29 protein-coding genes are annotated in these 21,637 nt (G+C 48.2%); 19 read left to right on the top strand and 10 right to left on the bottom strand.

Annotation, left to right across the window (positions count from 1 at the left end):
• Window positions 1–197 precede the first annotated feature (197 nt).
• From KNQ13_RS10365 to KNQ13_RS10350, 4 genes are all read left to right on the top strand, one after another.
• Window positions 198–740 carry a recombinase family protein gene (locus KNQ13_RS10365; RefSeq protein ID WP_209548287.1) on the top strand — a complete coding sequence of 181 codons (543 nt, stop codon included), beginning with the start codon at window positions 198–200 and terminating at the stop codon, window positions 738–740.
• A 69-nt stretch (window positions 741–809) separates the two neighbouring features.
• Window positions 810–1,340: a DUF4256 domain-containing protein gene (locus KNQ13_RS10360; protein WP_209548286.1), complete on the top strand. Its 531-nt coding sequence runs from the start codon at window positions 810–812 to the stop codon at window positions 1,338–1,340.
• A gap of 107 nt (window positions 1,341–1,447) precedes the next feature.
• On the top strand, window positions 1,448–2,479 hold the full coding sequence (locus KNQ13_RS10355; protein WP_209548311.1) for a serine hydrolase domain-containing protein: 1,032 nt from the start codon (window positions 1,448–1,450) through the stop codon (window positions 2,477–2,479).
• A gap of 346 nt (window positions 2,480–2,825) precedes the next feature.
• Window positions 2,826–3,668, top strand: coding sequence for a sensor domain-containing diguanylate cyclase (locus tag KNQ13_RS10350; RefSeq protein WP_209548285.1), 843 nt, complete (start codon window positions 2,826–2,828; stop codon window positions 3,666–3,668).
• A gap of 28 nt (window positions 3,669–3,696) precedes the next feature.
• Here KNQ13_RS10350 and KNQ13_RS10345 read toward each other — a convergent pair whose 3' ends face one another.
• Window positions 3,697–4,578 carry an alpha/beta fold hydrolase gene (locus KNQ13_RS10345; RefSeq protein ID WP_209548284.1) on the bottom strand — a complete coding sequence of 294 codons (882 nt, stop codon included), beginning with the start codon at window positions 4,576–4,578 and terminating at the stop codon, window positions 3,697–3,699.
• A 146-nt stretch (window positions 4,579–4,724) separates the two neighbouring features.
• On the opposite strand from KNQ13_RS10345, the gene KNQ13_RS10340 reads away from it, so the two are divergent.
• Together KNQ13_RS10340 and KNQ13_RS10335 are read left to right on the top strand one after the other, a co-directional pair.
• Window positions 4,725–5,291 carry an HAD family hydrolase gene (locus tag KNQ13_RS10340; protein ID WP_209548283.1) on the top strand — a complete coding sequence of 189 codons (567 nt, stop codon included), beginning with the start codon at window positions 4,725–4,727 and terminating at the stop codon, window positions 5,289–5,291.
• 118 nt (window positions 5,292–5,409) lie between these two features.
• On the top strand, window positions 5,410–5,805 hold the full coding sequence (locus tag KNQ13_RS10335) for a GNAT family N-acetyltransferase (RefSeq protein ID WP_209548282.1): 396 nt from the start codon (window positions 5,410–5,412) through the stop codon (window positions 5,803–5,805).
• 6 nt (window positions 5,806–5,811) lie between these two features.
• Here the strand turns inward: KNQ13_RS10335 and KNQ13_RS10330 are convergent, their stop codons facing one another.
• Complete coding sequence (locus tag KNQ13_RS10330) at window positions 5,812–6,651, bottom strand: hypothetical protein (protein WP_209548281.1); 840 nt, start codon at window positions 6,649–6,651, stop codon at window positions 5,812–5,814.
• Window positions 6,648–7,175, bottom strand: a complete 528-nt coding sequence (locus tag KNQ13_RS10325; RefSeq protein ID WP_209548280.1) for an RNA polymerase sigma factor — start codon at window positions 7,173–7,175, stop codon at window positions 6,648–6,650. The genes KNQ13_RS10330 and KNQ13_RS10325 overlap by 4 nt, the downstream gene beginning before the upstream one ends.
• A gap of 246 nt (window positions 7,176–7,421) precedes the next feature.
• Between KNQ13_RS10325 and KNQ13_RS10320 the strand changes: the two genes are divergently transcribed.
• The 7 genes from KNQ13_RS10320 to KNQ13_RS10290 all read left to right on the top strand — a co-directional run bounded on the left by KNQ13_RS10320 (window position 7,422) and on the right by KNQ13_RS10290 (window position 12,334).
• Window positions 7,422–7,676, top strand: a complete 255-nt coding sequence (locus KNQ13_RS10320) for a hypothetical protein (protein ID WP_209548279.1) — start codon at window positions 7,422–7,424, stop codon at window positions 7,674–7,676.
• A gap of 380 nt (window positions 7,677–8,056) precedes the next feature.
• The gene (locus tag KNQ13_RS10315) at window positions 8,057–8,521 is read left to right on the top strand and encodes an ABC transporter ATP-binding protein (RefSeq protein ID WP_251027381.1); all 465 of its coding nucleotides are present in this window, start codon (window positions 8,057–8,059) and stop codon (window positions 8,519–8,521) included.
• Between the two features lie 39 nt (window positions 8,522–8,560).
• On the top strand, window positions 8,561–9,370 hold the full coding sequence (locus KNQ13_RS10310) for a hypothetical protein (RefSeq protein ID WP_209548278.1): 810 nt from the start codon (window positions 8,561–8,563) through the stop codon (window positions 9,368–9,370).
• Window positions 9,363–9,773: a hypothetical protein gene (locus tag KNQ13_RS10305; protein WP_209548277.1), complete on the top strand. Its 411-nt coding sequence runs from the start codon at window positions 9,363–9,365 to the stop codon at window positions 9,771–9,773. The genes KNQ13_RS10310 and KNQ13_RS10305 overlap by 8 nt, the downstream gene beginning before the upstream one ends.
• 36 nt (window positions 9,774–9,809) lie before the next feature.
• A complete protein-coding gene (locus tag KNQ13_RS10300) occupies window positions 9,810–11,165 on the top strand; it encodes an ABC transporter permease (RefSeq protein WP_209548276.1) in 1,356 nt (451 codons plus the stop codon).
• Between the two features lie 86 nt (window positions 11,166–11,251).
• Entirely contained in the window at window positions 11,252–11,839 is a 588-nt protein-coding gene (locus KNQ13_RS10295) for a DedA family protein (protein WP_209548275.1), read from the top strand.
• Between the two features lie 81 nt (window positions 11,840–11,920).
• Window positions 11,921–12,334, top strand: coding sequence for a DUF2231 domain-containing protein (locus KNQ13_RS10290; RefSeq protein ID WP_209548274.1), 414 nt, complete (start codon window positions 11,921–11,923; stop codon window positions 12,332–12,334).
• A gap of 40 nt (window positions 12,335–12,374) precedes the next feature.
• On the opposite strand, the gene KNQ13_RS10285 is transcribed toward KNQ13_RS10290, so the two are convergent.
• From KNQ13_RS10285 to KNQ13_RS10265, 5 genes are read right to left on the bottom strand one after another with little or no spacing between them, the layout of a single operon-like run.
• Window positions 12,375–12,758, bottom strand: coding sequence for a GtrA family protein (locus KNQ13_RS10285; RefSeq protein WP_209548273.1), 384 nt, complete (start codon window positions 12,756–12,758; stop codon window positions 12,375–12,377).
• Window positions 12,755–13,705, bottom strand: a complete 951-nt coding sequence (locus KNQ13_RS10280) for a glycosyltransferase family 2 protein (RefSeq protein WP_251027382.1) — start codon at window positions 13,703–13,705, stop codon at window positions 12,755–12,757. The genes KNQ13_RS10285 and KNQ13_RS10280 overlap by 4 nt, the downstream gene beginning before the upstream one ends.
• Before the next feature lie 14 nt (window positions 13,706–13,719).
• Complete coding sequence (locus tag KNQ13_RS10275) at window positions 13,720–15,378, bottom strand: DUF6044 family protein (protein ID WP_209548272.1); 1,659 nt, start codon at window positions 15,376–15,378, stop codon at window positions 13,720–13,722.
• A gap of 1 nt (window position 15,379) precedes the next feature.
• The gene (locus KNQ13_RS10270) at window positions 15,380–16,591 is read right to left on the bottom strand and encodes a chloride channel protein (protein ID WP_209548271.1); all 1,212 of its coding nucleotides are present in this window, start codon (window positions 16,589–16,591) and stop codon (window positions 15,380–15,382) included.
• 33 nt (window positions 16,592–16,624) lie between these two features.
• The gene (locus KNQ13_RS10265) at window positions 16,625–17,002 is read right to left on the bottom strand and encodes a potassium channel family protein (protein WP_251027383.1); all 378 of its coding nucleotides are present in this window, start codon (window positions 17,000–17,002) and stop codon (window positions 16,625–16,627) included.
• 173 nt (window positions 17,003–17,175) lie between these two features.
• On the opposite strand from KNQ13_RS10265, the gene KNQ13_RS10260 reads away from it, so the two are divergent.
• On the top strand, window positions 17,176–17,703 hold the full coding sequence (locus KNQ13_RS10260) for a shikimate kinase (RefSeq protein WP_209548270.1): 528 nt from the start codon (window positions 17,176–17,178) through the stop codon (window positions 17,701–17,703).
• Between the two features lie 10 nt (window positions 17,704–17,713).
• Here the strand turns inward: KNQ13_RS10260 and KNQ13_RS10255 are convergent, their stop codons facing one another.
• Complete coding sequence (locus tag KNQ13_RS10255) at window positions 17,714–18,511, bottom strand: phosphotransferase (protein WP_209548269.1); 798 nt, start codon at window positions 18,509–18,511, stop codon at window positions 17,714–17,716.
• Entirely contained in the window at window positions 18,508–18,747 is a 240-nt protein-coding gene (locus KNQ13_RS10250) for a hypothetical protein (RefSeq protein WP_251027384.1), read from the bottom strand. Before KNQ13_RS10250 ends, KNQ13_RS10255 begins: the two co-directional genes overlap by 4 nt.
• Before the next feature lie 135 nt (window positions 18,748–18,882).
• On the opposite strand from KNQ13_RS10250, the gene KNQ13_RS10245 reads away from it, so the two are divergent.
• The 5 genes from KNQ13_RS10245 (at window position 18,883) to KNQ13_RS10225 (ending at window position 21,618) form a co-directional block, all read left to right on the top strand.
• On the top strand, window positions 18,883–19,881 hold the full coding sequence (locus tag KNQ13_RS10245) for an NADP-dependent oxidoreductase (protein WP_209548267.1): 999 nt from the start codon (window positions 18,883–18,885) through the stop codon (window positions 19,879–19,881).
• A gap of 144 nt (window positions 19,882–20,025) precedes the next feature.
• Window positions 20,026–20,373, top strand: coding sequence for a DUF2200 domain-containing protein (locus KNQ13_RS10240; protein ID WP_209548266.1), 348 nt, complete (start codon window positions 20,026–20,028; stop codon window positions 20,371–20,373).
• A gap of 21 nt (window positions 20,374–20,394) precedes the next feature.
• Complete coding sequence (locus tag KNQ13_RS10235) at window positions 20,395–20,574, top strand: hypothetical protein (protein WP_209548265.1); 180 nt, start codon at window positions 20,395–20,397, stop codon at window positions 20,572–20,574.
• A 355-nt stretch (window positions 20,575–20,929) separates the two neighbouring features.
• A complete protein-coding gene (locus tag KNQ13_RS10230) occupies window positions 20,930–21,400 on the top strand; it encodes a zinc metalloprotease (protein ID WP_209548264.1) in 471 nt (156 codons plus the stop codon).
• A 14-nt stretch (window positions 21,401–21,414) separates the two neighbouring features.
• The gene (locus KNQ13_RS10225; protein WP_014970402.1) at window positions 21,415–21,618 is read left to right on the top strand and encodes a hypothetical protein; all 204 of its coding nucleotides are present in this window, start codon (window positions 21,415–21,417) and stop codon (window positions 21,616–21,618) included.
• Window positions 21,619–21,637 lie beyond the last annotated feature (19 nt).

Genomic DNA, 21,637 nt, shown 5'->3' with positions numbered 1-21,637 from the left:
CAGGACTGAATCTCAAACAAGAAGCAGAACGCATCTTAGCTTCTTCAACCGTCGGGACGACGGGGTTAGCCTGATCAGGTTTCGACCGTCAGGTCGAATAACTCAGGAATCCCCCACCTCTAAGTAAGGCGTAGGTGGGGGTAGTTCAAGGCTGGATTCACTTCAGTTTGTATGACGTTTAGAGTGAGGCGAAAAACATGATGATTGGCTATATGCGAACATTTTTTGAAGCTCCGGCATGTGAAAGACAGGCGGATGTACTCGGTACGTACGAGACGGATGATCTCCGGATTGAGGAACATGGTTCTTCAAAACGACGAATCGTACTTGACCAAACTTTGGAAGGTTTAGCTCCAAACGACGTCGTACTCGTTTCCCATCTCTACGTACTGGCAGACTCGACCCGGCATCTGATTGAGGTATTGGATCTGCTCGAAGCAAAACAGGCGTATCTGGTGTCCATCCGGGAGGGCATCGATACCCGGCAGGCGTTAAACCAGTCGTTCCGCGAAATCGTCCAGCACCTCGTCGCCCTGCAAAGCGACGTCGTCAGCATGACGACACGCAAAGGGTTGTCAAAAGCAAAAGAACTTGGGAAGCAGACCGGACGTCCCCGAAAAGCCGATGAAAACGTGAAACGCACGATTGAGAGGCATCAAAGCAAACAGTATAGCTTAGCCGATATCCGTGAACAAACGTGGATTAGCAAAAGTACGCTCTACCGATATTTTGAGCAATGAAGACAAACGATCCCCCGCACACAGTCATTCGCGAAAGGGATCGTTTTCTAATAGAGAGGAGAATAAACCATGACGAGCGATTTTAACGCGTTACAGGAAACCTTACAAAAACGGTTTGCAGCACATATTCATCGTCACCCCACTGTCGAGTGGAATGAGGTTCGGGCCAAGTTATCAGTAGCGACTCTTCGGTCATTAGGTTGGATGGAACAGACGGGTGGAGAACCGGATGTCATATCGATGCCGGACGGTCGCCTGCTTATGATCGATTGCGCATCGGAAAGTCCGACGGGACGACGAAGTTTGTGTTACGACGATCTGGCACTCGAAAAACGGAAGAAAAACAAACCAGCCGGCAGTGCGGTCGCGACCGCAACGTCACACGGTGTCGCGTTATTGACAGAGGACGACTATCGTCATCTGCAAACGTTAGGTGAATTTGATTTGAAGACATCGACTTGGATTGAAACGCCGGAGACGATCCGGACACAAGGTGGCGCCCTCTTTTGCGATCGGCGCTATGATAACGTTTTCGTCTATCATAATGGAGCGGATTCCTATTACGCGAATCGGGGCTTTCGAACGTATGTGGTGCTTTAAGTCTTAAGAAATGGATTAGAGCAAATGGATTTTATGCCCTATTCTAATTGTTAAGAGACACAAATCCGGAGACCAATTCATCAGAAGGCGAAAGGAGCATTGTTCATTTGCACCCTTCCTATCAAAAGCTGCTTTCCTACGTAAGTGAGATTAAGCATCTAAATCATAGCAGTGCCGCAGCGGTAGTTGTCATGCAGAATGATCAAATCATTTTAGAACACTACGAAGGATTTCATTCCAATGAAGATTCGAATCCGATCGGTAGACATTCCATGTTCAATATTGCTTCCGCTCGTAAAAGTTATTTAGCGTTAGCAATTGGTTATGCGTTGTATGAAAAAAAGATTCGCAGTCTTGATGATTGTGTCTCGAAATACTTGAGGAACTATGATCAACAGATTTTTCAAGGAATGACCATTCGGCATCTGGTCACCCACTCACATGGTTTAGATGAACGAGAGGACGGATCGATTTACAGGGAGTTCGCTGCAGGTGAAAGTTGGGCCTACCGTGGAATCAATATCCGGATTATCACGGAACTGTTTAAGTATCTATATGGCTATGATTTCACTCAGTTATTGAAGGAACGCGTTTTCATGCCGTTAGGATTTACGTCTACCGAGTGGTCAACGGAGGAGTCGGAAGCTTTGGTCAAAGTCATCGATGACCCTGAGCAGAAGGCAACGTTCCAGCTGTACCCATATGATGACGGAATGGGTTCAAACCTGCATACGACTGCAAAAGAATTTGCGTTATGGGGAAATCTTCATCTGAATATGGGATGTCATGAAGGGATTCAAGTTGTTCCGGAGGAAGTCATTCGAATCTGTACATCCATTCAAAGTCTTCAGTACGATGATGGACGACTTCCTGCCAATGGATTGTTTTGGTACGTGCAAGACGAAGCAAAGGAAAGAAGTGAGATAGGAGAACGTGTTCCAAAGGGTTCTTATCAAATTCTTGGAAACACTGGTCCATTCTTACTCGTAGTACCCGAAAATCAGCTTGTTGTTGTGAGGATGTATAATAAACGGTATAACTATGGCGGTAAGAACTATCTCCACTATCTTCGTGAGTTTAGTAATAGAGCCTCGGACGCGTTTACGATTCCGACATGCTCAAAAATGCATCGACTATGAACTCAAAAAGGTCAGCAAAACACGAGCTGTTTTGCTGACCTTTTTGTCGTGCAATGAGAAAATCTTTTATCTTTCCAGAAAGGGTCACCTTGCTGATCAATATACTCCTATCGCTCAGTATAATATCAAGAAAGTAAATATGTGAATTGTCATTTTTTGTATGTATTATTCAAGGCATTTGCTATAATTTAGTGTGTTCTATTGGCAACTTATGTACATTATCACTCATACATACGTTTTGATATGAGCTGAAGCATTAAAAATAAGGCAGGTGAAGCTTTTGTTGTGGTTTGGAATGACAATTGGGATTGGATTGACCCTCCTATGTTGTTGGATATTCAAAAAGATGCGTCCGCTGTCTCCACCTTCGACGATTGCCGCATTCGGGAACCATTCCAAAGATATCATGTATATCTTTGAAGTCAGACCGGTCTATCGCTTTCGTTATATCAGTCCTTCTCTCGATGAACATATCGGTGCCGGAACCGTCGAAGCAAGTTATGCGGATCCGTCTGATTGTTTCGACCGGATTCATCCGGAAGATATCGAGATTTTAATGTCGAAAATCTCGGGTAACTGTAACTACGATGAACCCTTCCTGCAACGCTGGCGGACAAACGCTGGTACATATATTTGGTTTGAAGAATACACGACTCCGATTTATGAGAACGGCGAAATCGTTGCCGTTCAAGGAGTAATTCGAAATATGGACGCAGCTAAAGCCAGGCAGCAGGAACTCGAGCAACTGTGTCAACGCGATACGTTGACCGGTCTCTACAATCGCCATGCATTCGACTGCTTGATCGAAGGGATGATATCCTCTGAAGCCATTCTGCTGGGTGTTCTCACGCTGGATCTGAATGATTTAAAACGGGTCAATGACCGGTTTGGTCATATCGCAGGTGATGCGTTGCTCCAACAGACGGCCCTTTGCTTAAGCCGTTTCAGCCAAGAGGCGTTCCGTCTCGGGGGAGATGAATTCGTCATCGTCTGCCAGGGGTACACGGAACAGCAGTGTCTCCATTTGCTGGAACAATTACGGAGCGAGTTCCTCAAACATGACCTGTCGATTGCCGTTGGGTTTGCGTATGATGAAGCAACAACCGATGTAGTAACCGTGTTTCAAAAAGCGGATCAAGCGATGTACAGCGAGAAGCAGCGGACTAAATCACTGGTTGGACTGAACTAAGATGCTCCGTTTCATTGCGACACGTCCTTTACTGGAGTTTGGTCGAGCTGTCGGATTGCCGCGATGACAAGTTCCGGCCGGTCGAGGTGAACGGCATGGCCTGCTCCTTCAGCAACCGAATCGTTGCCGTTTTTGTCAGATTCGCCTGTCGTAATATGAGTTGATGCCACCGCTCTTCCAGCTGACGCACTTCCGTTTCCGGTAATCCGTCCTGCAGTCCTTCGGCAATGGCTTGCCTTTGATCCCGTCCGATGACAATCAGTGGCACGTCGGGAAACGTGTTTCTTTTTATCCGTTGTGCATCCATTTTCCAGTGTGTGACTTCGGTCGCCATCATCGCATACAGTGCCGGTTCGGTCTGGAAGTCAAGCAATGCCGACTGAATCGTTTGTGGTAATTGCTGTTGCGCCGGCGTCAGTACCGGTTGAACCAAATGACGTAATTGATCCTTCGTTTGCGTTGCGTAATGCCGGCATTGTTCAATCCAGGTGGCATCGGATGACAGAGTATCAAGCACCGGTGTATCAAGAGTATCCAGTTCGTGTAAGTCAACCGATGTCGAATCGACCAAAAGCAATCCTTTTAACTGATCGGGATGACGCATCGCAAACTCTTGCGCAATCAGTCCCCCGTAGGAATGGCCGACCAAGAGAATCGGTTCGTCTACGTTGCAATGGGTCAATAGTGTCTTTAGTTGTTGAACAGCGTGACTGGTCCGGTGAACCCCGTCCCCTTCCCGCCATGAATGCCGGTGGAAGCTGAGCACCCGGTTGGTTGTTTGAAGGGCTTGGACAATCTCATACCATTCATGATAGGAACAGCCCATTCCGGTCAAAATCACGATGGGTGTTCCGTCTGTTTGTGTATCCAGATACTGTACTAGGTCAAATGAAGATATTTTTGTTTGCATGTGACTCTCCTTGTGCAAGCAGTTTAACGAATATAGATATAGTGATGTTCTGTACAGATTTAAGATATCCTGTTTGAATCTTGTGATTTTTTTATATTAAAATTACGGTAATTGAAATATATATAATGAATAGGAGTTGCTATTTCATGACCCTCTCCGCTGTTTTGTTCGATCTCGACGGGACGTTACTTGATCGTACGACTTCTTTGCAGCTCTTTTTGAAATCTCAACATGCTCGTCTGATTGCGCCCGTTTCAACTTGTACATTTGACGCTTATCAAACCCTCTTTCTGACCTTTGATCAAAACGGTCTCGTCTGGAAGGATGTCGTCTATCAAAAACTAATCACCTACTTTCAGTTTGAAGGTGTCACTGCTACTGAGTTGTTACAAGATTATCTCTCGTCGTTTGCCTCAAGCAGTGTCTTGTTCCCTCAAACGCTCGAACTTTTGCAACGTTTATCACACACGTATCGCCTTGGACTCATAACGAACGGTCGGAGTGACTTGCAACGATCGGTCATCGCCCACCATCAGTTGCAGACATTTTTTGATCCGATCCTGATTTCGGAAGAAGTTGGTCTTGTAAAACCCGATCCGGCTTTGTTCCTCCGTCCCGTACAAGACTGGGGACTCACACCGGAACAGGTCCTGTTTATCGGGGATCGGATCATCCACTGCACGATATCAAAGGAGCAGAAGCGGTTGGCATGACGGCGGTATTAAAAAGCAATCGACCGGTCGTCAATAGTCCGTCCTCCTACACTGTGAACGACTGGTCGGAACTCGAACCCATTCTCATACAACTGAACTTAGAAAGAAGGTCACGCTCATGACAACTGCATATCAGATCCGCCCGTACCAAGATCAGGACTTCCCCGCCATTCAGCGCTTAAATGCTGCGGAAGGTTGGAACCAGCTCGTCCGGCTGCATGAACGGACCCAACTCGCTTGGCAACACTCAAACGCTGCGCTTGTCGTCGAACATGCGGGTGACGTCATCGGTTATGTCCGCGGATTGACAGACACGCAGGTCACGTTGTACATCTGTGAATTACTGATTGATACGAATTTCCGTGGCCAAGGTCTTGGTCAACAGCTGTTCGCCCGTCTCCATGACTGGTATCCGACGACCCGGATCGAAGTCCTCGCGTCAAGCAGCTCGGAAAGTTTTTACCGCGGCCAGGCGTTCCGGCCGTTTTACGGCTTTCGGAAGTCCTTTGAGTAATTGGTGTTACTGGTTCAACTGCCCCCAGACATCATCAAATACTGGACCGTTGACGGCAAAGTAAAGGTCGAGCGGTTCATAATAAACATAGCCTTCACGAATCAACCGGAATTGGTTCGTCACCCCGTCTGCCATCGTCACGTTCAGAATCCGCAGGTCGGTGTCATTTTGATACTCGACGACATCCGCCGTTAGATCCGACTCGCGTAACGGAACCGCCTTGTTCAATTCAGCAAATAATTGACGCAGCCGGGACCCTGCGGAAATCGGTTCCGAGCTGGTCGATTCCCATGTCGAGAACGTTTGATAATTAGCACGAAGAATTTTCTGTTGCAGGTAAAGCTGTTGGAAATAATCCGGACGGAATGTCGACCGGTCCAGCACGCGGACGATTTCAGCCCCGTCTTCCTGTCCGACCGCGAGCAGTCGGATCGCGGGATCATATCCTTTTACGATGTAAATCGTATAATTCTCTAGATTCGATCCAAATGATTGCTTGACGTTAACGGCTTCCGCGCCTGCGGTCCAGGTGTTTTGGGAGACACCTAACTTTTGTCCACGCAACTGAAACTCCGTTTCTTCGGCGATTGTTGTATCACTTTGCAGGTATATCGCTTTCTGGTAGACAAGTCCTGGAATCATCGAGGCGGTCGATTGGTCGATCGGCGGCTGGATCCAGGATTCAATCCGATCATAGTGCAACAGACCAATCAGCAGACTAGCTGCTAAAATCAGTTGCGGTAAACGATGCATCCGTTTTTTCTGGCGGAGTCCCTGCTCCATCCGGGCATGAACGTTATCCGGTACAGGAATGTCTTTTAACACGGTCTCAAGTTGCTGTTTCATCCGGACTCTCCTCCTTTCGCTTGGTGCCGTTGCAGTTTTTGAATCGCCCGGTATAACGTACTTTTCACCGTACTGACCGGAATGTCGAGTAAGTCAGCGATTTCCTGAAAGGAATAATCGGCCTGATAACGTAACGTGACTAACGACCGTTCCCTGACATCGAGTCGCTCGAGTAAATCAGTCAGGTATAGTTGATCAACGACCAAATGTTCAAACGATGGGATTTGCGGCTTACTCAAATCGTGTGTACCGTCGTTCGTCCAGACTAACATTTGGTGTTTCTTAAGATGATCGAGTGCTGCATTGATCGTGATCCGGGTCAGCCAGGTCTTAAAGTAGGCGACTTCCTGCAGCGATTTCCGGTACTTCCAGGCGCGAAAAGCGACTTCCTGCACGTTTTCAAGCGCTTCCTGCTCGTGTTTTAAATACAGATACGACATCCGGTAAATATAGCGTTCTTCGGCATATAACGCCGCGAGAAACGCATCATCCGTCCAACTCCCGACGATTTTTTTACGAAACACAGCACTCCTCCCTTTCCTTTCTATATCATTAGACTGATTATGTACCGATTTAGTTTCAAAAATCTGTAAAAAAATTATACGACAGGAGATCGTTAGAGGAACTTTTATACTGCTAGCAGCTTCCGCAACATCGAAAACGTCCGTTTCATAAACGACCGATTAATCAAGCAAGGTCATCATCTGACGTACGACTGGACACAATCGAAACGGGTCGATACACCGGCTGCCCTGCCACGGATTGGACAGTTGGAACTGGATGCCGTCCGGTCGAGCGATTGCTTGATTGTAGTGCTCCCTGCCGGAAAAGGCAGCCACGTCGAGCTTGGAATTGCCCTTGCCAACCAGATTCCGGTTTTCCTTTGTATGCTCGATCCGACGAGTTGGACCGGTTCGAAAGCGAGCACGTTTTATCACATCGGTGATGTCAGACCGTGCTTCGGTCAAGCCGAAGACTGGGTCCGGACTATTCTAGACGCAATGAACGAGCAGACTATCCGGTGAGATTGTGCTGAAAGAACGAATCTGCCAAAGTGTTAATATGCCTCAGCTAAACACAACGTTTCGCTGATTTTTTTATTCTCATTCAACCGGAAACTTCTGTTTCGATTTTCTATTCTCTATTTAATAAATCTTTTTTAAATAGACAAAATTTTCAAATAATACTACACTTATTTTACCTTAATTTGTAAAATGAGTGGTTTGATGGACATCATCGTCAAAGACGTCTCGCATACATTCAGCCGGTCAGGCTTACAAAGTGACGTCTTAAAAGGATTGACCTGTCAGTTTTCTGCGAGTGACATCATCGCCCTTGTCGGACCGTCCGGATCGGGCAAATCGACTATGACGGACAAGACATCACGAAGTGGAAGAACCGTCAATTGTCGAAGTTCAGGGCGCAGGAAATCGGATTTGTCTTCCAACAGTTTCACCTGTTGCTGGCGTTGACGGTCAAAGAAAATCTGCTCGTTCCCTTGCTGAAACAAAAAACCGACTTCAACAAAGAAGACCGGATCGCAGAAATTCTCGAAAAAGTCGGACTGACAGCGAAACAGCATGCCTTACCGGCGCAATTATCCGGCGGTCAACAACAACGGGTCGCAATTGCCCGGGCTCTGATCAATCGCCCGCGCTGGATTCTCGCCGACGAACCGACCGGCAATCTCGATTCGGTCAACGGGGAGATCATCTTTCAACTGTTGCTCGATCTCCATCAGGAAGAACAATGCGGCATCCTGTTCGTCACGCACGATTTGGCACTCGCTGAGCGGGCGGACCGGATTTTATTCATGCAGGATGGCCAGATTGTCGAAGACCGGCGGAAACAAACGGTCCGAAGTGTGTGATTCGACGTTAATCTTCATATAAAAAAAAGGAGGGGTTTAATGTTACGTTTCGTTTTGAATCACTGGCGCCGGCAACCGTTTAAGTTCATCCTGACGCTGGTCGGCGCCCTGATCATCAGTGCCGGACTCAGTCTGATGTTCAACCTGACCGATTCAAGTCAAGGCACGGTCGAACAGACGTTACAGAAAAAATGGTCGTCTGCTTACGACATTGTCGTCCGACCAAAGGGCAGTCAAATGGCAACCGAGTCGAATAACCTATTGGAACCGAACTACCTGAACGGCATTAACGGCGGGATTTCCTTTAAGCAGTACGAAACGATTAAACAGATGAAAGCAATTCATATTGCGGCACCAATTGCAGTCATGGGGTATGCCAATATCAATGCCAGCATTCCGAAAATATTAAAATTCCCGAAAGAAAATGGCATTTATCGTCTTACTACACGGGAGTTTGATGATTCAGGGATTAAAAAGGAGCGCCTGTATGATCAGACGTATCATATCGCGCAAGGAACAAAAATTGTCATGCCCGAAAAAAGTAGCATGTCGACGACACCGCTCAAAGAATTTTCAGATCTTCACTTGAACCATCTGACCTTGCTCGTTGCCATTGATCCCGATGCGGAAGCAAAGCTCGTCGGCTTAGATAAAAGCATTTTAGATCAACAAAATTCGCGTTACTTTATGGATTCCGATCGCTATCGCGCAGGAGGAGAAAATGGATTTCATTCTATCCCTGTCCTCATCAATCCGGATGCTGTCAGCGCCGGAAACTTTGAATTCACAGTCGAAAAATTAGAAGTACCCTATTCGACTGAACAAGATCAACAAAAAATCGATGTTTGATTCGTCCTTAAACACGTATTCTGCTAAAGTCCTGCAAAAAGTCACCGTGCCGGTCAAAGATATGCAACAGATTTACTTTAATTCACTTCATGGGAAGACAACCCGCTATATGAACCGTGACGCAGCGGGTTCAACTGAAGCTGGACTATTTTTTAAAACAAGTCCACTTACTTACGAACCCATTGCTAGTCCATTTAAAACCCATTGGCCACATGCCTATGAAGTCAAAACAGCACCAACCAAACTGACCAATTGGTCATTCTCCACTTCCAACATTCCAAAGTATGGGTATCGTTCAATCCAATCGAACGGCAAGAAAACGAAGTCAGATGATCCGATGATGCTTCCTTACGAAGTTCCCTATGTGTCGATGGATATCGTCGGGCAGTACGATGGCAATTGATTCAACGTCTCAAAAGATCCGTTGAATCAATTGCCGATGGAAACCTATCGTCCGTCGACGGCAGATTTAGTTCTGGATGCCACTCAACAACCGATCAATCCGGCACGAAAGATTCAATCATCCGGTAACCCGGTCGGACTGTTGACGAACTCACCAAATATCTTAACGACGCTGGATAGTGCGCGTGCCATTTATGGTGAAACATCGATTTCCTCTATCCGTTTGAAAGTCAACGGAGCAACGACCGTCAGCGAAGAGTCGGAAGAACTGCTCCAAGACGTCAAGACACAAATCGAACAGGAAACAGGACTGCTAGCGACCATTACAAAAGGCTCGTCCCCGCAACCGGTCGTGACGAAAGTCGTCGAAGAGAGCAAAACACTCGGTTGGATTGAACAGCCGTGGGTTCATATCGGTGCCGCGATGACGATTTTCCGCGAGACGAGTGTCGGCTTCTCCGGTGTCATCTTCGCGATGCTTGCTGTGGCGATCGTCTATGTCCTTGCGACAAGTTACGTCTCGATGCTCGCCCGGCGGAAGGAATTTGCCGTCTTACTGGCGCTCGGTTGGCGGACAAAAGACTTGTACCGGATTGTGCTGATTGAAGCCGCCCTGCTTGCCGGTTTTGTCTCCGTCGTCGCTCTGATCGTCGAAAGTATTTTCTCCTATGTCCGAAACGAGACGATGAACGGCTGGAGCCTGCTTTGGATTACCCTGTTCAGTCTTGTAATTTACTTTGCCGGTGCCGCCTGGTCGTCGTTTACGATCCGAAAGATCTCGCCGTACGAAGCAATCAAGACGGGTGAATATGCGTCATCATCGCACGTTAAACTCAGTCTCCGTTCGACCTGGACGCTGGCACTGAAAGAGATCTTCGGTAAATGGAAACGCAATGCGCTGTCGATTCTCTCGATTGCGTTACCAACGGCGTTGTTGACGTTCTTTTTGTTCGTGACGTTCCATCTGCAAGGGGTGCTGTATACGTCCTGGCTCGGTCAGTTCGTTGCGTTACAGGTCGGTCCGATGCATTACGTGACAATGGGTGTTGCGATTACGATTGCCATCCTAACGACCGGGGAAATCATGTGGCAAAACGTCACCGACCGCCGGGCCTCGCTCGCGATTTTAAAAGCCGTCGGTTGGACGAACGGTTCGGTCCGCCAGTTGATTGTCTTGGAAGGGATATTGATCGGTTTCGTCGCCGGAATCGTTGGACTGAGCATCTCCTACATCACGATTTATCTGATGTACGATCTGGTCCCGTGGGATGAGCCACTGTTGATTGGCATCTCGCTCCTCCTGCCGGTTCTGTTCGGGACGATCGCTTCCCTATTGCCGGCGCAAATCGCGGCACGGGTGAATCCGTATCAGGAACTGAAGGACGCCGGGTGACAATCCGCCTGAGGATGGACTCTCTGTACGGAAAGGCATGCTACACTGGGTTCACATCAATTCCGTACAGAGAGAGGATGTTCGAGATGGGGAACTGGCAATCGTGGCTTGAACTGTACAGTTACTGGGGTGTCGTACTAGCTTTACTCGCGCATTTCATTCCGACTGAACTAATCATGGGGTATGCCGGCTATTTGGTCGCATCAAATCATATGTCGTTTCTCTTGATGTTCGGAGCGGGGCTGGTCGGGTTTTATGCCTCTCAATCCATCCTTTACGCTCTGGCATATTATGGCGGCGAACGTGTTCTGTCTTTTTTGAAACGATGGCTTCATGTCAATCCGGTCCGGATGCAACTAGTCGAAACGAATCTTCGGGCGTACGGCGGTTGGTATCTTCTGCTCTCTCCGATTTGGAAAACCCTGTTCGGTCTGATGGCAGGCACATTACGCCTTCGTTTTTCAACGTTCACCCTCTCGACGTTACTTTCATTCACCGTCTGGTCGTTGTTTTTCATGACGAGCGGGTATCTGCTGCAGGAGCGGTGGACGATTGTAGGGACGTTTGCAACACGCCATCTCAGTTGGATCATCATCGGCAGTATTGTCCTCTTTTTGTTGATTCGAACGATTATCAAAAGACGCCAGTCGAAAAAGAACCGTCCTGAAGATTGACTTGTTTCACAAAGGATATCAGTCCTCTTTTAAAATAATTGATACACTTAACTATATTCGTTTTCAAAGGAGGATGCTTAGATGTTAGGTGGAATTCCGCTTCATCCGTTGCTCGTTCATATGCCGATTGGTCTCTTGTTATTCGCGACGCTCTTGCTTTTCGGAAGCCTGAAGTGGACGCAACTTAAACTCTTTTCTTTAATTACGTTATGTGCCGGGCTGTTGTCCGGCATCGCCGCTTACTTAACAGGAGACGGTGCGGAGGAATTTGCGGAAAGCCAGTTGAACGTGGCGCGTGATGCGATTCATCTTCACGAAGACTTCGCTTTGTACAGTCTATTAACGTTTGGTCTGTCCCTCGCCCTGCTTCTCCTGCATTACCGGTCGAAGAAGAAACAACCATTGCTGATCGCAAGTCTCGTCATCGCCATCATCGGCAGTGGCCTTCTCACCTATGCCGGGCATCTCGGCGGACAGATGGTTTACGTTAAATAAGTAAAAGCCAAGCAATCTTTTTCTCGATGTGAGAACAAGATCAGTTTGGCTTTTTGAATACCCAATAATTTTGTCCGATGAAGTTCAAGACCGTATAAAGGACCATTCCGACAAGAATCGCTCCCGTTCCGCCGAACGACGGAACGAACAGGTCGATTACGAACAGGCTGAGACGATAGGCAATCAGATAGCTCAGGAGTACGACGAGCAAAAAACGAATCCAGTCCGTTTTGAAGCTAGTCGTTGCAGAAAACGTAAACCGGCGATTGAGCAGATAGCTGACCACGATGCCGCATCCGTTCCCGAATGCCGTCGCCACCCAGTACCCGGTCTGAAAGCCGTGGTACAACAAAAGGGTCATCCCGAGTCCAATCAGCGTGTTGACGAGACCAACCAGTAGAAAACGCAGGATTTTCCGTGTCATTTCAACGTTTCCTCAATCGTATACGAGGGGCGCCGTTTCACTTCACTGAAAATTTTACCGACATACTCGCCGATCAAGCCGATCCCGAACAGCTGTAAGCCGCCGATGAACCAAATCGACAACATCAAGGACGCCCAGCCGCTCATCGTTTCCCCTTCCGCAAACCGGTACAACGTATATCCGACAAAACCGCCGGACACGAGGACCATGAATAACGATAGAAAAAATAACAATTTGATCGGTCGGACACTGAACGAGGTCACACCGTCCCAGGCGAGCGCCACCATTTTCCGAAGTGGATATTTCGACTCTCCGGCCAGACGTTCTGCACGGGTATACGGGACTTCCGATGTCTGAAAGCCAAGTGTCGGAACGAGTCCCCGTAAAAACAGATTACGTTCCGGATAGGCCGCTAAGGCCGCCACTGCCCGCCGGCTCATCAGCCGGAAGTCGGCATGGTTATAAATCGTTTCCACCCCAAGTGCCTTTTCCAGCCGGTAAAACCACTGGGCCGACGTCCGTTTGAACCAACTGTCGCTCGTTCGATCCGTCCGGACGCCGTAGACGATATCCACACCGGCTTGAAACTGTTTTACGAAAGTCTCGATGATGTCTAAGTCATCCTGCAAATCTGCATCGACCGAGACGAGACAGTCCGCGGCTTCATAACCTTCCATCAATCCAGCATGCAAGGCGTGCTGATGCCCCACATTATGGGCAAGCTTGATCCCTTGAAACCGAGCATCATGCTGATGGATGCGTTCGATCTGTCGCCATGTGTCGTCGCGACTTCCGTCATCAATGAAGAGGACAAACGATTCGTTCGAAATTTTTCCGTTCCTGATCCAGTCAGACAGATGTTTCTGAAGCGCATTGATCGTGATCGGTAAGACTTCTGACTCGTTATAACAGGGAATCACGATTCCTAGAACCGGTGCTTGCAACATACGGGAACCTCCTTTTAAGGCGCGACACGATACAGATAAATCAACCAGGCCGACTGATCGTCACGGAACGTCTTCTCATATTGAAGACCGAGCACACGTGCATTTTGAATCGGAACAGCCGACAACAGATAATCTCCCCCCATTCGTTTGAGCTGAACGGTGTCGATGTCCAACTGACGGACCGGCTTCTGATTCGTTTTCGTATAGTCGTAATGTTTACCAAGCTCTGCTGCATACACGTAGACACGATTCCCCCAGTTATCAAAATAGCGCGTAAGACGTGGACTTTTCTTCAATTCACCAGCAATGATGTTTCGGAACTCCCGCTTATAGTCAATCGGATAAAAATTGACGTAACCATCGAGGGTCTGGAACCCGTTGTACTGGGCAACTGCCGGATGGAGACCAAGCGAAACGACGTTGTACGTTTCACGGGGTTTCCCGATGTATGTTCGGATCGTCGAAAACTGATCCACTGCATAAAATTCACTGAAACTCGGTTGATTGCGATAGACGATTTCTGGATTCCAGATGATTAATACAACCGCCTGCAGGAACAACACACCGATAACAAGCCGCTTCCGGGTACGGCGCCATAACCAATCGAGCGCCAGAGCGAACAAGATATACCACAGCATCGGTTCCATGAAATGAAAACGGGCGAAATTGAACGTCTGCATCACATGAATCCGTTGTTTCAACGGGTTCCATCCGCTATAAAACCAACAAGCATACCAAAGGGACAAACCCATTAATAAAAACAACGTGTGTTTCATCAATCGAACGGATGGATCTTTTTGGACAACCGCGATAGTGATCACAGTTAATACCAGCAGGAGGAGGACGGGCGACTGGGCCGCTTCGGCATGTGTATGTCCGAGGACGAATTGTTTAAAAAACAAGCGGATTGTCCGCCAGACTCCATTGTTGCCGAGCTCGAATTGATCACGACTGGTCACCTCATCCTGCCACAACATCGAATAGACCAGTCGATACTCGATGATCAAATAAAGGACGACTTGACCACCGAAGGCAAACCAAAACCACCGATGGAACGACTTCTGACGCCACTCGATCACGAAACTGACGACCGCTAACAACGCTAAGAAAAAGACGATGCCTAAGACAAAACTCGAATAAAACGGAACTAGAAGCAGAGTCACGCTACTCCAAACGATTCGTTTGTTGTACCAAAGATTAAGGTAGGCCCACAATAATAGCGGCATCCCAAGCGTACTGAGCATCCCGGACGGCCAAACAGGCGTCCAGGCGAACAAAACAGCTACCAGGAGGATACCGGGTCGCGGCAACTGAAGCTTCAGATGATCCCGTAACAACAGATAGAGCCCTAAAAAAGCAAAGAGTCGCGTCAACGTTTGACTGACGACATACGCCGTGAACGGTGAAAACCATTGATACAGCCAGATGATGCCCGTCCATTCACTGACGAAGGCATTTCTTGAAACGACACCTCCAACCAGGTTCGGGACCGTATCATGTAATCCGGCATAGACCCTGTCCGAGTCGACCAGATTTTTATACCAGACGATGTTCGAATCGAGATTATCATGAATCCGGATGTGTGCCTGCTCCCCGAACCAAAAGAGCGGCAGGAGATAACCGAGTGTCAGTAACACGCCCATTCCGATCCGGATCAGCTCTTTTGTTTTCATGTCATGCTCTCCCCTCGAGACGAACAGACAATTGTTTGATCAACACAGCAACAAGCAAAATAAACGGGAAGAATTGTAACGGAAATAAAAACAACAGCAACGTCGCCGTGACGAACGGTTGTTTCAGGATGACCGTACAACTTGCAGCAACACTGACCGCGATTAGCAAACCCGGTGTATACGGAAAAAAGCTCGCCAGGACAAACGCCATCGCCGTACTCGAAAAGACTGCCGGAAAGATTTTTCCGCCCCGCCATCCGAACGAAAAACAGACGTGTGTCAAAAATGCTTTCCCGACGGCAATGCTGATTAAAAAGAAGACCGATTGATCAAAGGCGATCCGGGAGAATTCCAAGATTTTGTGTTCGCCTGAAAATAAGAAGTAGGAGGACAGTGTGCCGAACAGTCCTAAGACCGCTCCGGCTGTTACAGCAAGACCCATGGGATGGGGATATTTCCGTGCCACGGCATCCAACCAGTGACCAAATAACAAAAACAGATACCCGAATCCCGTCCCGATCAAAATCGCCGGAATCAGAAAATACAAGACTTCCCACGTCCAGTTGACTTTTGGCGTACTGATTGAAAACAAGACTTCATGTGGAAACAATCGATTGATCGTCGTAAAGGCGAAGATGCCGCATGCCGTCGTCAGACCATATAGTACGATTTTAACTGACTTATGTTTGAAATTAGCACGGGTCACTCCGTCCTCGAATGCTTCACTGACACCGATCAACGGAGCGTAAAAAATCGTCGACAGCATCGCTCCGATCCCCAGTTCAAGTAACTGTTCCTTCTTTTGTAATGTCCAGGTCATCCGGTCGCCGACCCAAGTCATCAGTCCACCGAGGATGCTGATCAAAGCCGCTTCCGGTCCGAGACTTGCCCCGAACGTCAGGACGAGCAAGGCGGCCACAGTATTTTTGACGACTGCCCCTTCATACGTGACACGCCCCGTCGTCTTGAATTCCTCAAGCGTCTGGTGCATCGTCCGGGGATAGTCACCGATATACGTTTGGAACAAGCCAATCAACAGACCGCCGAACAGACAAATCCAAAACGGATACAACGAGGTGTCCAGCTGCTCGGGAACCGTCGTCCAGACGAGGTGAATCAACAGATTCGACAACGCTAGAAACAGTGACGCCAGTGCGCCAACGAGAAAGCCCAGTAAACAACTGTACAGGGCGAATACCAGATTAAAGTTCATCCGTAACACTCCTCAGTCCAAGGAAACAGCCCGTCACTTCCGGTTTGATTTATCTTTGTTTAAATGGAACTCTTTTAATGCCCGGTTAAAATTGACGATCAAGGCACTGATGACACCAATCCCAAGCAAGACATACCCCATCGTAAAAATCTTGCCGATCGGCGTGACCGGATAGATATCGCCGTACCCGACCGTCGTCAATGTCATGACGGAGAAATACAGCGCATCGAGATAACTCAGCTGTTCGACGTTGTGATAAAAAAACATCCCGATGGCTAGCAGAAACGCGACCGAAAACATGACTGCTTTTTGTTCATCTTGCCGAAACAGGATCTTCAGGACATAATACATATTTCGTAACAGAATGAAAAAGGCAATCATCGCATCCATCCTCTCCTGACCATCAAACATAAAACGTCTCCGACAGGTGGCAACTACCGTTCCTTTACCTTATCTAGAGAAATACCCGAAAAAAGGGAGAACGATTCATCAATCGTCTCCCCCAGCCACTCTATTCCTAATTCATTCCGCTATGTTAAAATAATGCACACAAACTGCGCCCTTGGCGTCAAGGAGGTCATCCATTGCGCATTCAAATCATCGGCGGTTCCGGTACCGGTAAAAGCACGCTCGGCAAGTGGATCGGGCAACAAGAAGGCATCCCCTGGATCGACAGTGATCATTACCTGTGGACAAACCACACCTTTACCGAAAAACGCTCGGTCGCCGAGCGGTATGCCTTGTATACACGGGATGTCGAGCGTTATCACCAGTATATCGTCTCCGGTTCTGTCTTTTCATGGAATCCGAACGGTTTTGCCGATCGGAAATTGCTTGTCTTTTTATTTTTAAACGAAGAGACGCGGATGTACCGGTTAATCAAGCGGGAACAAGCACGCTATCCCGATTTCACGGGATCAAATGAATTTCTTGACTGGTGTCGGACATATTTGACGGCGACCGATCCCGCCATAATCGGGACATTCGCCGAGCACCGTCTGCAAATGGAACAATCCGCTTCTCCCGTCGTTCAAATCGATGCTGCGTTGTCGACGGATGCGATGTACAAACAAATCAAATCTGCCTATCAGCAGCTTCAATCAGCACCATAACCTTTTCGATTCACCGAAACCAATCGGCTCCTTCCCGTTTGAGAAAATCGAGTTCTTGTTCATAGTGTGTGACGTGCCCCTCTTCGATCATCCGCTGGAAGGCTTCGTCACCTTCCGCTGCTTTGCGGTGAATCGTCGCAATCATTGCCTGGATGCGGAGTAACACCGTCTCATACAGGGCGTCCGTCAGCTCCGGTTTCCCGTAAGCTGTCAAAAACAGTTCGATCCGTCGGCGGATTCGTTCCTGATCGACGGCTGGATCATAAAGAGTCGGTTCCACTGCTTCCGTCATTTGATGGCGGCTTAACGGAACAAACGTGTACATCGTATAAACAATATCCCAAATCCGTGGTCCCGGAGCAGCGACGTCGAAATCGATGATCCCGACCGGACGCTCGTTTTGGAAGATGACATTATAGACGGCGAAGTCATTATGGCAGATGAGTTCAAACGGTTCCGGTGTTCCGTCGATTGGCTGCCAATCGGTTGGTATCGGAAAGTCCGCGACCGCCTCGTGATAGGCACGCAACAAACGTGCCGTCTCTTCGAGAACGACGTCCGAGCGCATGTACGGTTGGAGCGGATAATTCCCGGCTTCCCCTTCGATGAACGAGACGATTTCCCGATTTTGCGCGTCAATTCCTAAAAAACGTGGACTCCCTGTAAATCCTCTCTTCTCAAGATGGTGCAGCAACCGATGAATCCGGTCACTGTCCGGTTTTTGTTCCCGTCTGACCGTCTCCCCGACCCGTGAGACGTCCGAGACGTTTCCCCCTGTCAACCGTTCTTCCTGTTCGGATGAGTTCATTTTACATCCTCCCCTTTCGACTGATTGAATACCGGGACAAGAATCGCCGCTCCGGCTAAACTGATGATGAGATCGCGCCACGAGACTAATCCGATATCAAAATGAAGAATCGTTATTACCCCGTTCCTAACAATCATTAAGAGGACGTATAACGTAATACTCAGCGGCACCATACGTTTAACGAACCGCGGCACACGAACCCACATCCATAACAATCGTTCCCCTGTCTTATTCATCTCACCCACCTCAAACCCCAGTTTTTTCCTATTTTTGTTTAGCTTATCATGCCTCGATCAATCACTCAAAGTGTTCTCCCGTTGGATCAACTGGTAGACTAAAAGCAGAAGCACCAGGAAATGGAGAGGATTTTCATGAAAGCGATGACGATTTCAAAATACGGCCAGGTCCCGCTCGAACAAACCGAACAGCCCCGCCCGGACGTCCGGCCGCATGACGTTCTTGTGGAAATTCACGCAGCGAGCATCAATCCGGTTGATTTTAAGATTCGGGACGGTGACGTCAAGCTGTTGATTCCGTATCAGTTCCCGCTGATTCTCGGCAATGACTTCGCCGGAATCATCGTTGAGATCGGTCATGCCGTAAAACAGTTTCAAGTCGGTGATGCCGTCTACGGACGGGCTGAGAAAAACCGGATCGGCACTTTTGCCGAATACATCGCGATTGATGAACAGATGCTTGCCTTAAAACCGACTTCGCTCTCGTTCGAGGAAGCCGCGTCGATCCCGCTCGTCGGCTTGACGTCCTATCAGGCATTACACGACGTCTTGCAGGCGACACCGGGACAAAAGATCCTGATCCAGGCAGGCGCAGGCGGCGTCGGAACGTTTGCCATCCAACTGGCGAAAGCGATGGGCTTGTATGTCGCAACGACGGCGAGCCCCGCCGGACATGACCTCGTCGCTTCGCTTGGCGCTGATGAAATCATCGATTACCGGACGGAAGCGTTTGACGAAATCCCGCATGATTATGACGGCGTCTATGACACAATCGGCGGTGAGACGCTCCGGCGTTCGTTTAAAATCGTCCGTCCGGGCGGACAAATCGTTTCGATTTCCGGATTGCCGAACGGGCGGTTCGGGAAGTCCTACCGATCCGGTTTCCTGAAGACAAACCTATTCCGCCTGCTGACCCTTCGCGAGACGTTGCTCGAACGAAAACATGATGTCACCTATACGTTTTTATTCATGCGGCCAAGTGGTCAACAGCTCGAACACATCACGGAATGGATTGAGACCGGACAAATCAAACCGGTCATCGACCGGGTTTATCCGTTTGAAGACGCACAGGCTGCGCTCGAATATTCCGAGTCCGGTCGTGCCAAAGGGAAGGTCGTCCTGAAGATCAAATGATTTACTTCATCAGCACCAATAACTAGATCCCATTGACTATCCTCTTGCTGAAGATTGGATGGTCTTTGTTTTACCCGAAGAGTCCATTTCCAATGTTCGGTATGCTGCACTTTTGGTAATAATTAGTCATAAGGAGGGATTAAGATGACGAAACATCAGTTGTACACGACGGCATTTTCCAGTGTCTACCCACATTACGTAAAAAAAGCGGAGCGAAAAGATCGGACGAAACAAGAGGTCGATACAATCATCCGCTGGTTGACCGGTTACTCGGAACAGCAACTTGCGACGTTGACGACAGACGAGACAACATTCGAAACCTTTTTTGCTGAGGCACCGGAGATGCAGGAACGCCGTTTGTTAATCAAGGGCGTTGTTTGCGGAGTCCGGGTCGAAAATGTCGAGGATCCGTTGATGCGGGAAATCCGCTATCTCGACAAGTTGATTGATGAACTGGCAAAAGGTAAAGCGCTCGAAAAAATCTTACGGTAAGTGTCAGGGAGGGATGCAAATATGCTTACGACCATCGCTTCGATTTTCGCCGTCGCTACGATGTTGACGAGCGGAATCTACTTGTACGTCTATCTACAGAAAAAACAACAAGACACGCATCTATCCGTTCGCTATAATGTGGTCTTCACTTCCTTGATTGTCATCTTTGGCATAGTGTCGCTTCTCATCATACGATTTTAAAGAAACCGGACACCCGAGCAGGATGTCCGGTTTGCTGATTCTACTATTTGTCGACACGCATCGCGGCTGTCATGCAGGATAAGCTCCGGCACAATCACGGTAAATCCTTTACCGGAAAAGCATTTTAGCGAATTCGTCGTATCTGTTTGCACTCGATCCTCAGCCATGATACAAACAGATCGTTTTCTGATAATCTTGATGTTTGGCTGGATACGTCCGGATTGACAGAATGGAATCATTTAATTCATTCATCGGTATGTCTCCTTTTCGATCCCTATGTGAATGGATGACAATTATGTAAGTTGCCTTAATTATCCATTTTTTCGTTATGTTTGTGAACGAGAGGAGGAGAAATATGCAACATGTCTGGTTTAATCTAATCATGCTTTGTTTTTACTTTCCCAGCCTGATTCTGCACGAATACGGTCATGCGCTTGTCGGTCGCTGGATCGGTTTACGCTTAAAGTCTATCTCGATTGGTAAAGGGGAACCCTTTCTTCGAATCGGTCATTTTTCCATTGCCCGAAAGCAGTTTTGGGAAGGAATGTACGAAGCACATCCGGCAGCAGTTCCCCTTCGTCGCGGACAACGAGCAGCGCTGTTACTCGGCGGAATTAGTGCCAACTTTATCGGCGGAGCGTTTGCGGCTACACTAATCTATTTGTTTCCAAGTCCAGCCATGCACCTGTTGGCTCCACTCTTCATCCAGACTTCCTTGATTTTTGTTTTGTTCAATCTGATCCCAATCCGTTTGACAAGTGGTATTCCAAGTGACGGACTGCAGTTGAAACGGCTGTTCTTCAATAACAATCTACGTACAGACTGATAGGAGGTGAGTTCATGCTGAAACCTTTATTACTCGCAAGTAGCCTACTGCTCGTCGGATGTGCTTCTTCCGAACAACCGAAAACCGTTCCGTGGGGTGAAAATACACCGGCTCAAATGGAACGGCTAAAAGCCAATGACATTGAGTTTACAGTCGAGGGCGACCAATTACTGATCCCGCAAGATCAGGTCGGTCAAGCGACAAAGTGTTGTACTTAACAGAAAAAATCATGATGGC

The organism is Exiguobacterium sp. s128 (assembly GCF_018618815.1).
Taxonomy (GTDB): domain Bacteria; phylum Bacillota; class Bacilli; order Exiguobacteriales; family Exiguobacteriaceae; genus Exiguobacterium_A; species Exiguobacterium_A antarcticum.
This window is presented reverse-complemented; position numbering and strand designations above follow the sequence as displayed.

Coding starts and splice junctions, on each gene's coding strand:
- KNQ13_RS10330 (WP_209548281.1), bottom strand. CDS start 6,651: ATGAAACAGCAACTTGAGACCGTGTTAAAAGACATTCCTGTACCGGAT.
- KNQ13_RS10245 (WP_209548267.1), top strand. CDS start 18,883: ATGAAAGCGATGACGATTTCAAAATACGGCCAGGTCCCGCTCGAACAA.
- KNQ13_RS10335 (WP_209548282.1), top strand. CDS start 5,410: ATGACAACTGCATATCAGATCCGCCCGTACCAAGATCAGGACTTCCCC.
- KNQ13_RS10270 (WP_209548271.1), bottom strand. CDS start 16,591: ATGAACTTTAATCTGGTATTCGCCCTGTACAGTTGTTTACTGGGCTTT.
- KNQ13_RS10340 (WP_209548283.1), top strand. CDS start 4,725: ATGACCCTCTCCGCTGTTTTGTTCGATCTCGACGGGACGTTACTTGAT.
- KNQ13_RS10360 (WP_209548286.1), top strand. CDS start 810: ATGACGAGCGATTTTAACGCGTTACAGGAAACCTTACAAAAACGGTTT.
- KNQ13_RS10285 (WP_209548273.1), bottom strand. CDS start 12,758: ATGACACGGAAAATCCTGCGTTTTCTACTGGTTGGTCTCGTCAACACG.
- KNQ13_RS10230 (WP_209548264.1), top strand. CDS start 20,930: ATGCAACATGTCTGGTTTAATCTAATCATGCTTTGTTTTTACTTTCCC.
- KNQ13_RS10235 (WP_209548265.1), top strand. CDS start 20,395: ATGCTTACGACCATCGCTTCGATTTTCGCCGTCGCTACGATGTTGACG.
- KNQ13_RS10240 (WP_209548266.1), top strand. CDS start 20,026: ATGACGAAACATCAGTTGTACACGACGGCATTTTCCAGTGTCTACCCA.
- KNQ13_RS10250 (WP_251027384.1), bottom strand. CDS start 18,747: ATGAATAAGACAGGGGAACGATTGTTATGGATGTGGGTTCGTGTGCCG.
- KNQ13_RS10300 (WP_209548276.1), top strand. CDS start 9,810: ATGGAAACCTATCGTCCGTCGACGGCAGATTTAGTTCTGGATGCCACT.
- KNQ13_RS10255 (WP_209548269.1), bottom strand. CDS start 18,511: ATGAACTCATCCGAACAGGAAGAACGGTTGACAGGGGGAAACGTCTCG.
- KNQ13_RS10295 (WP_209548275.1), top strand. CDS start 11,252: ATGGGGAACTGGCAATCGTGGCTTGAACTGTACAGTTACTGGGGTGTC.
- KNQ13_RS10265 (WP_251027383.1), bottom strand. CDS start 17,002: ATGTTTGATGGTCAGGAGAGGATGGATGCGATGATTGCCTTTTTCATT.
- KNQ13_RS10225 (WP_014970402.1), top strand. CDS start 21,415: ATGCTGAAACCTTTATTACTCGCAAGTAGCCTACTGCTCGTCGGATGT.
- KNQ13_RS10345 (WP_209548284.1), bottom strand. CDS start 4,578: ATGCAAACAAAAATATCTTCATTTGACCTAGTACAGTATCTGGATACA.
- KNQ13_RS10280 (WP_251027382.1), bottom strand. CDS start 13,705: ATGTTGCAAGCACCGGTTCTAGGAATCGTGATTCCCTGTTATAACGAG.
- KNQ13_RS10290 (WP_209548274.1), top strand. CDS start 11,921: ATGTTAGGTGGAATTCCGCTTCATCCGTTGCTCGTTCATATGCCGATT.
- KNQ13_RS10350 (WP_209548285.1), top strand. CDS start 2,826: ATGCGTCCGCTGTCTCCACCTTCGACGATTGCCGCATTCGGGAACCAT.
- KNQ13_RS10365 (WP_209548287.1), top strand. CDS start 198: ATGATGATTGGCTATATGCGAACATTTTTTGAAGCTCCGGCATGTGAA.
- KNQ13_RS10305 (WP_209548277.1), top strand. CDS start 9,363: ATGTTTGATTCGTCCTTAAACACGTATTCTGCTAAAGTCCTGCAAAAA.
- KNQ13_RS10310 (WP_209548278.1), top strand. CDS start 8,561: ATGTTACGTTTCGTTTTGAATCACTGGCGCCGGCAACCGTTTAAGTTC.
- KNQ13_RS10275 (WP_209548272.1), bottom strand. CDS start 15,378: ATGAAAACAAAAGAGCTGATCCGGATCGGAATGGGCGTGTTACTGACA.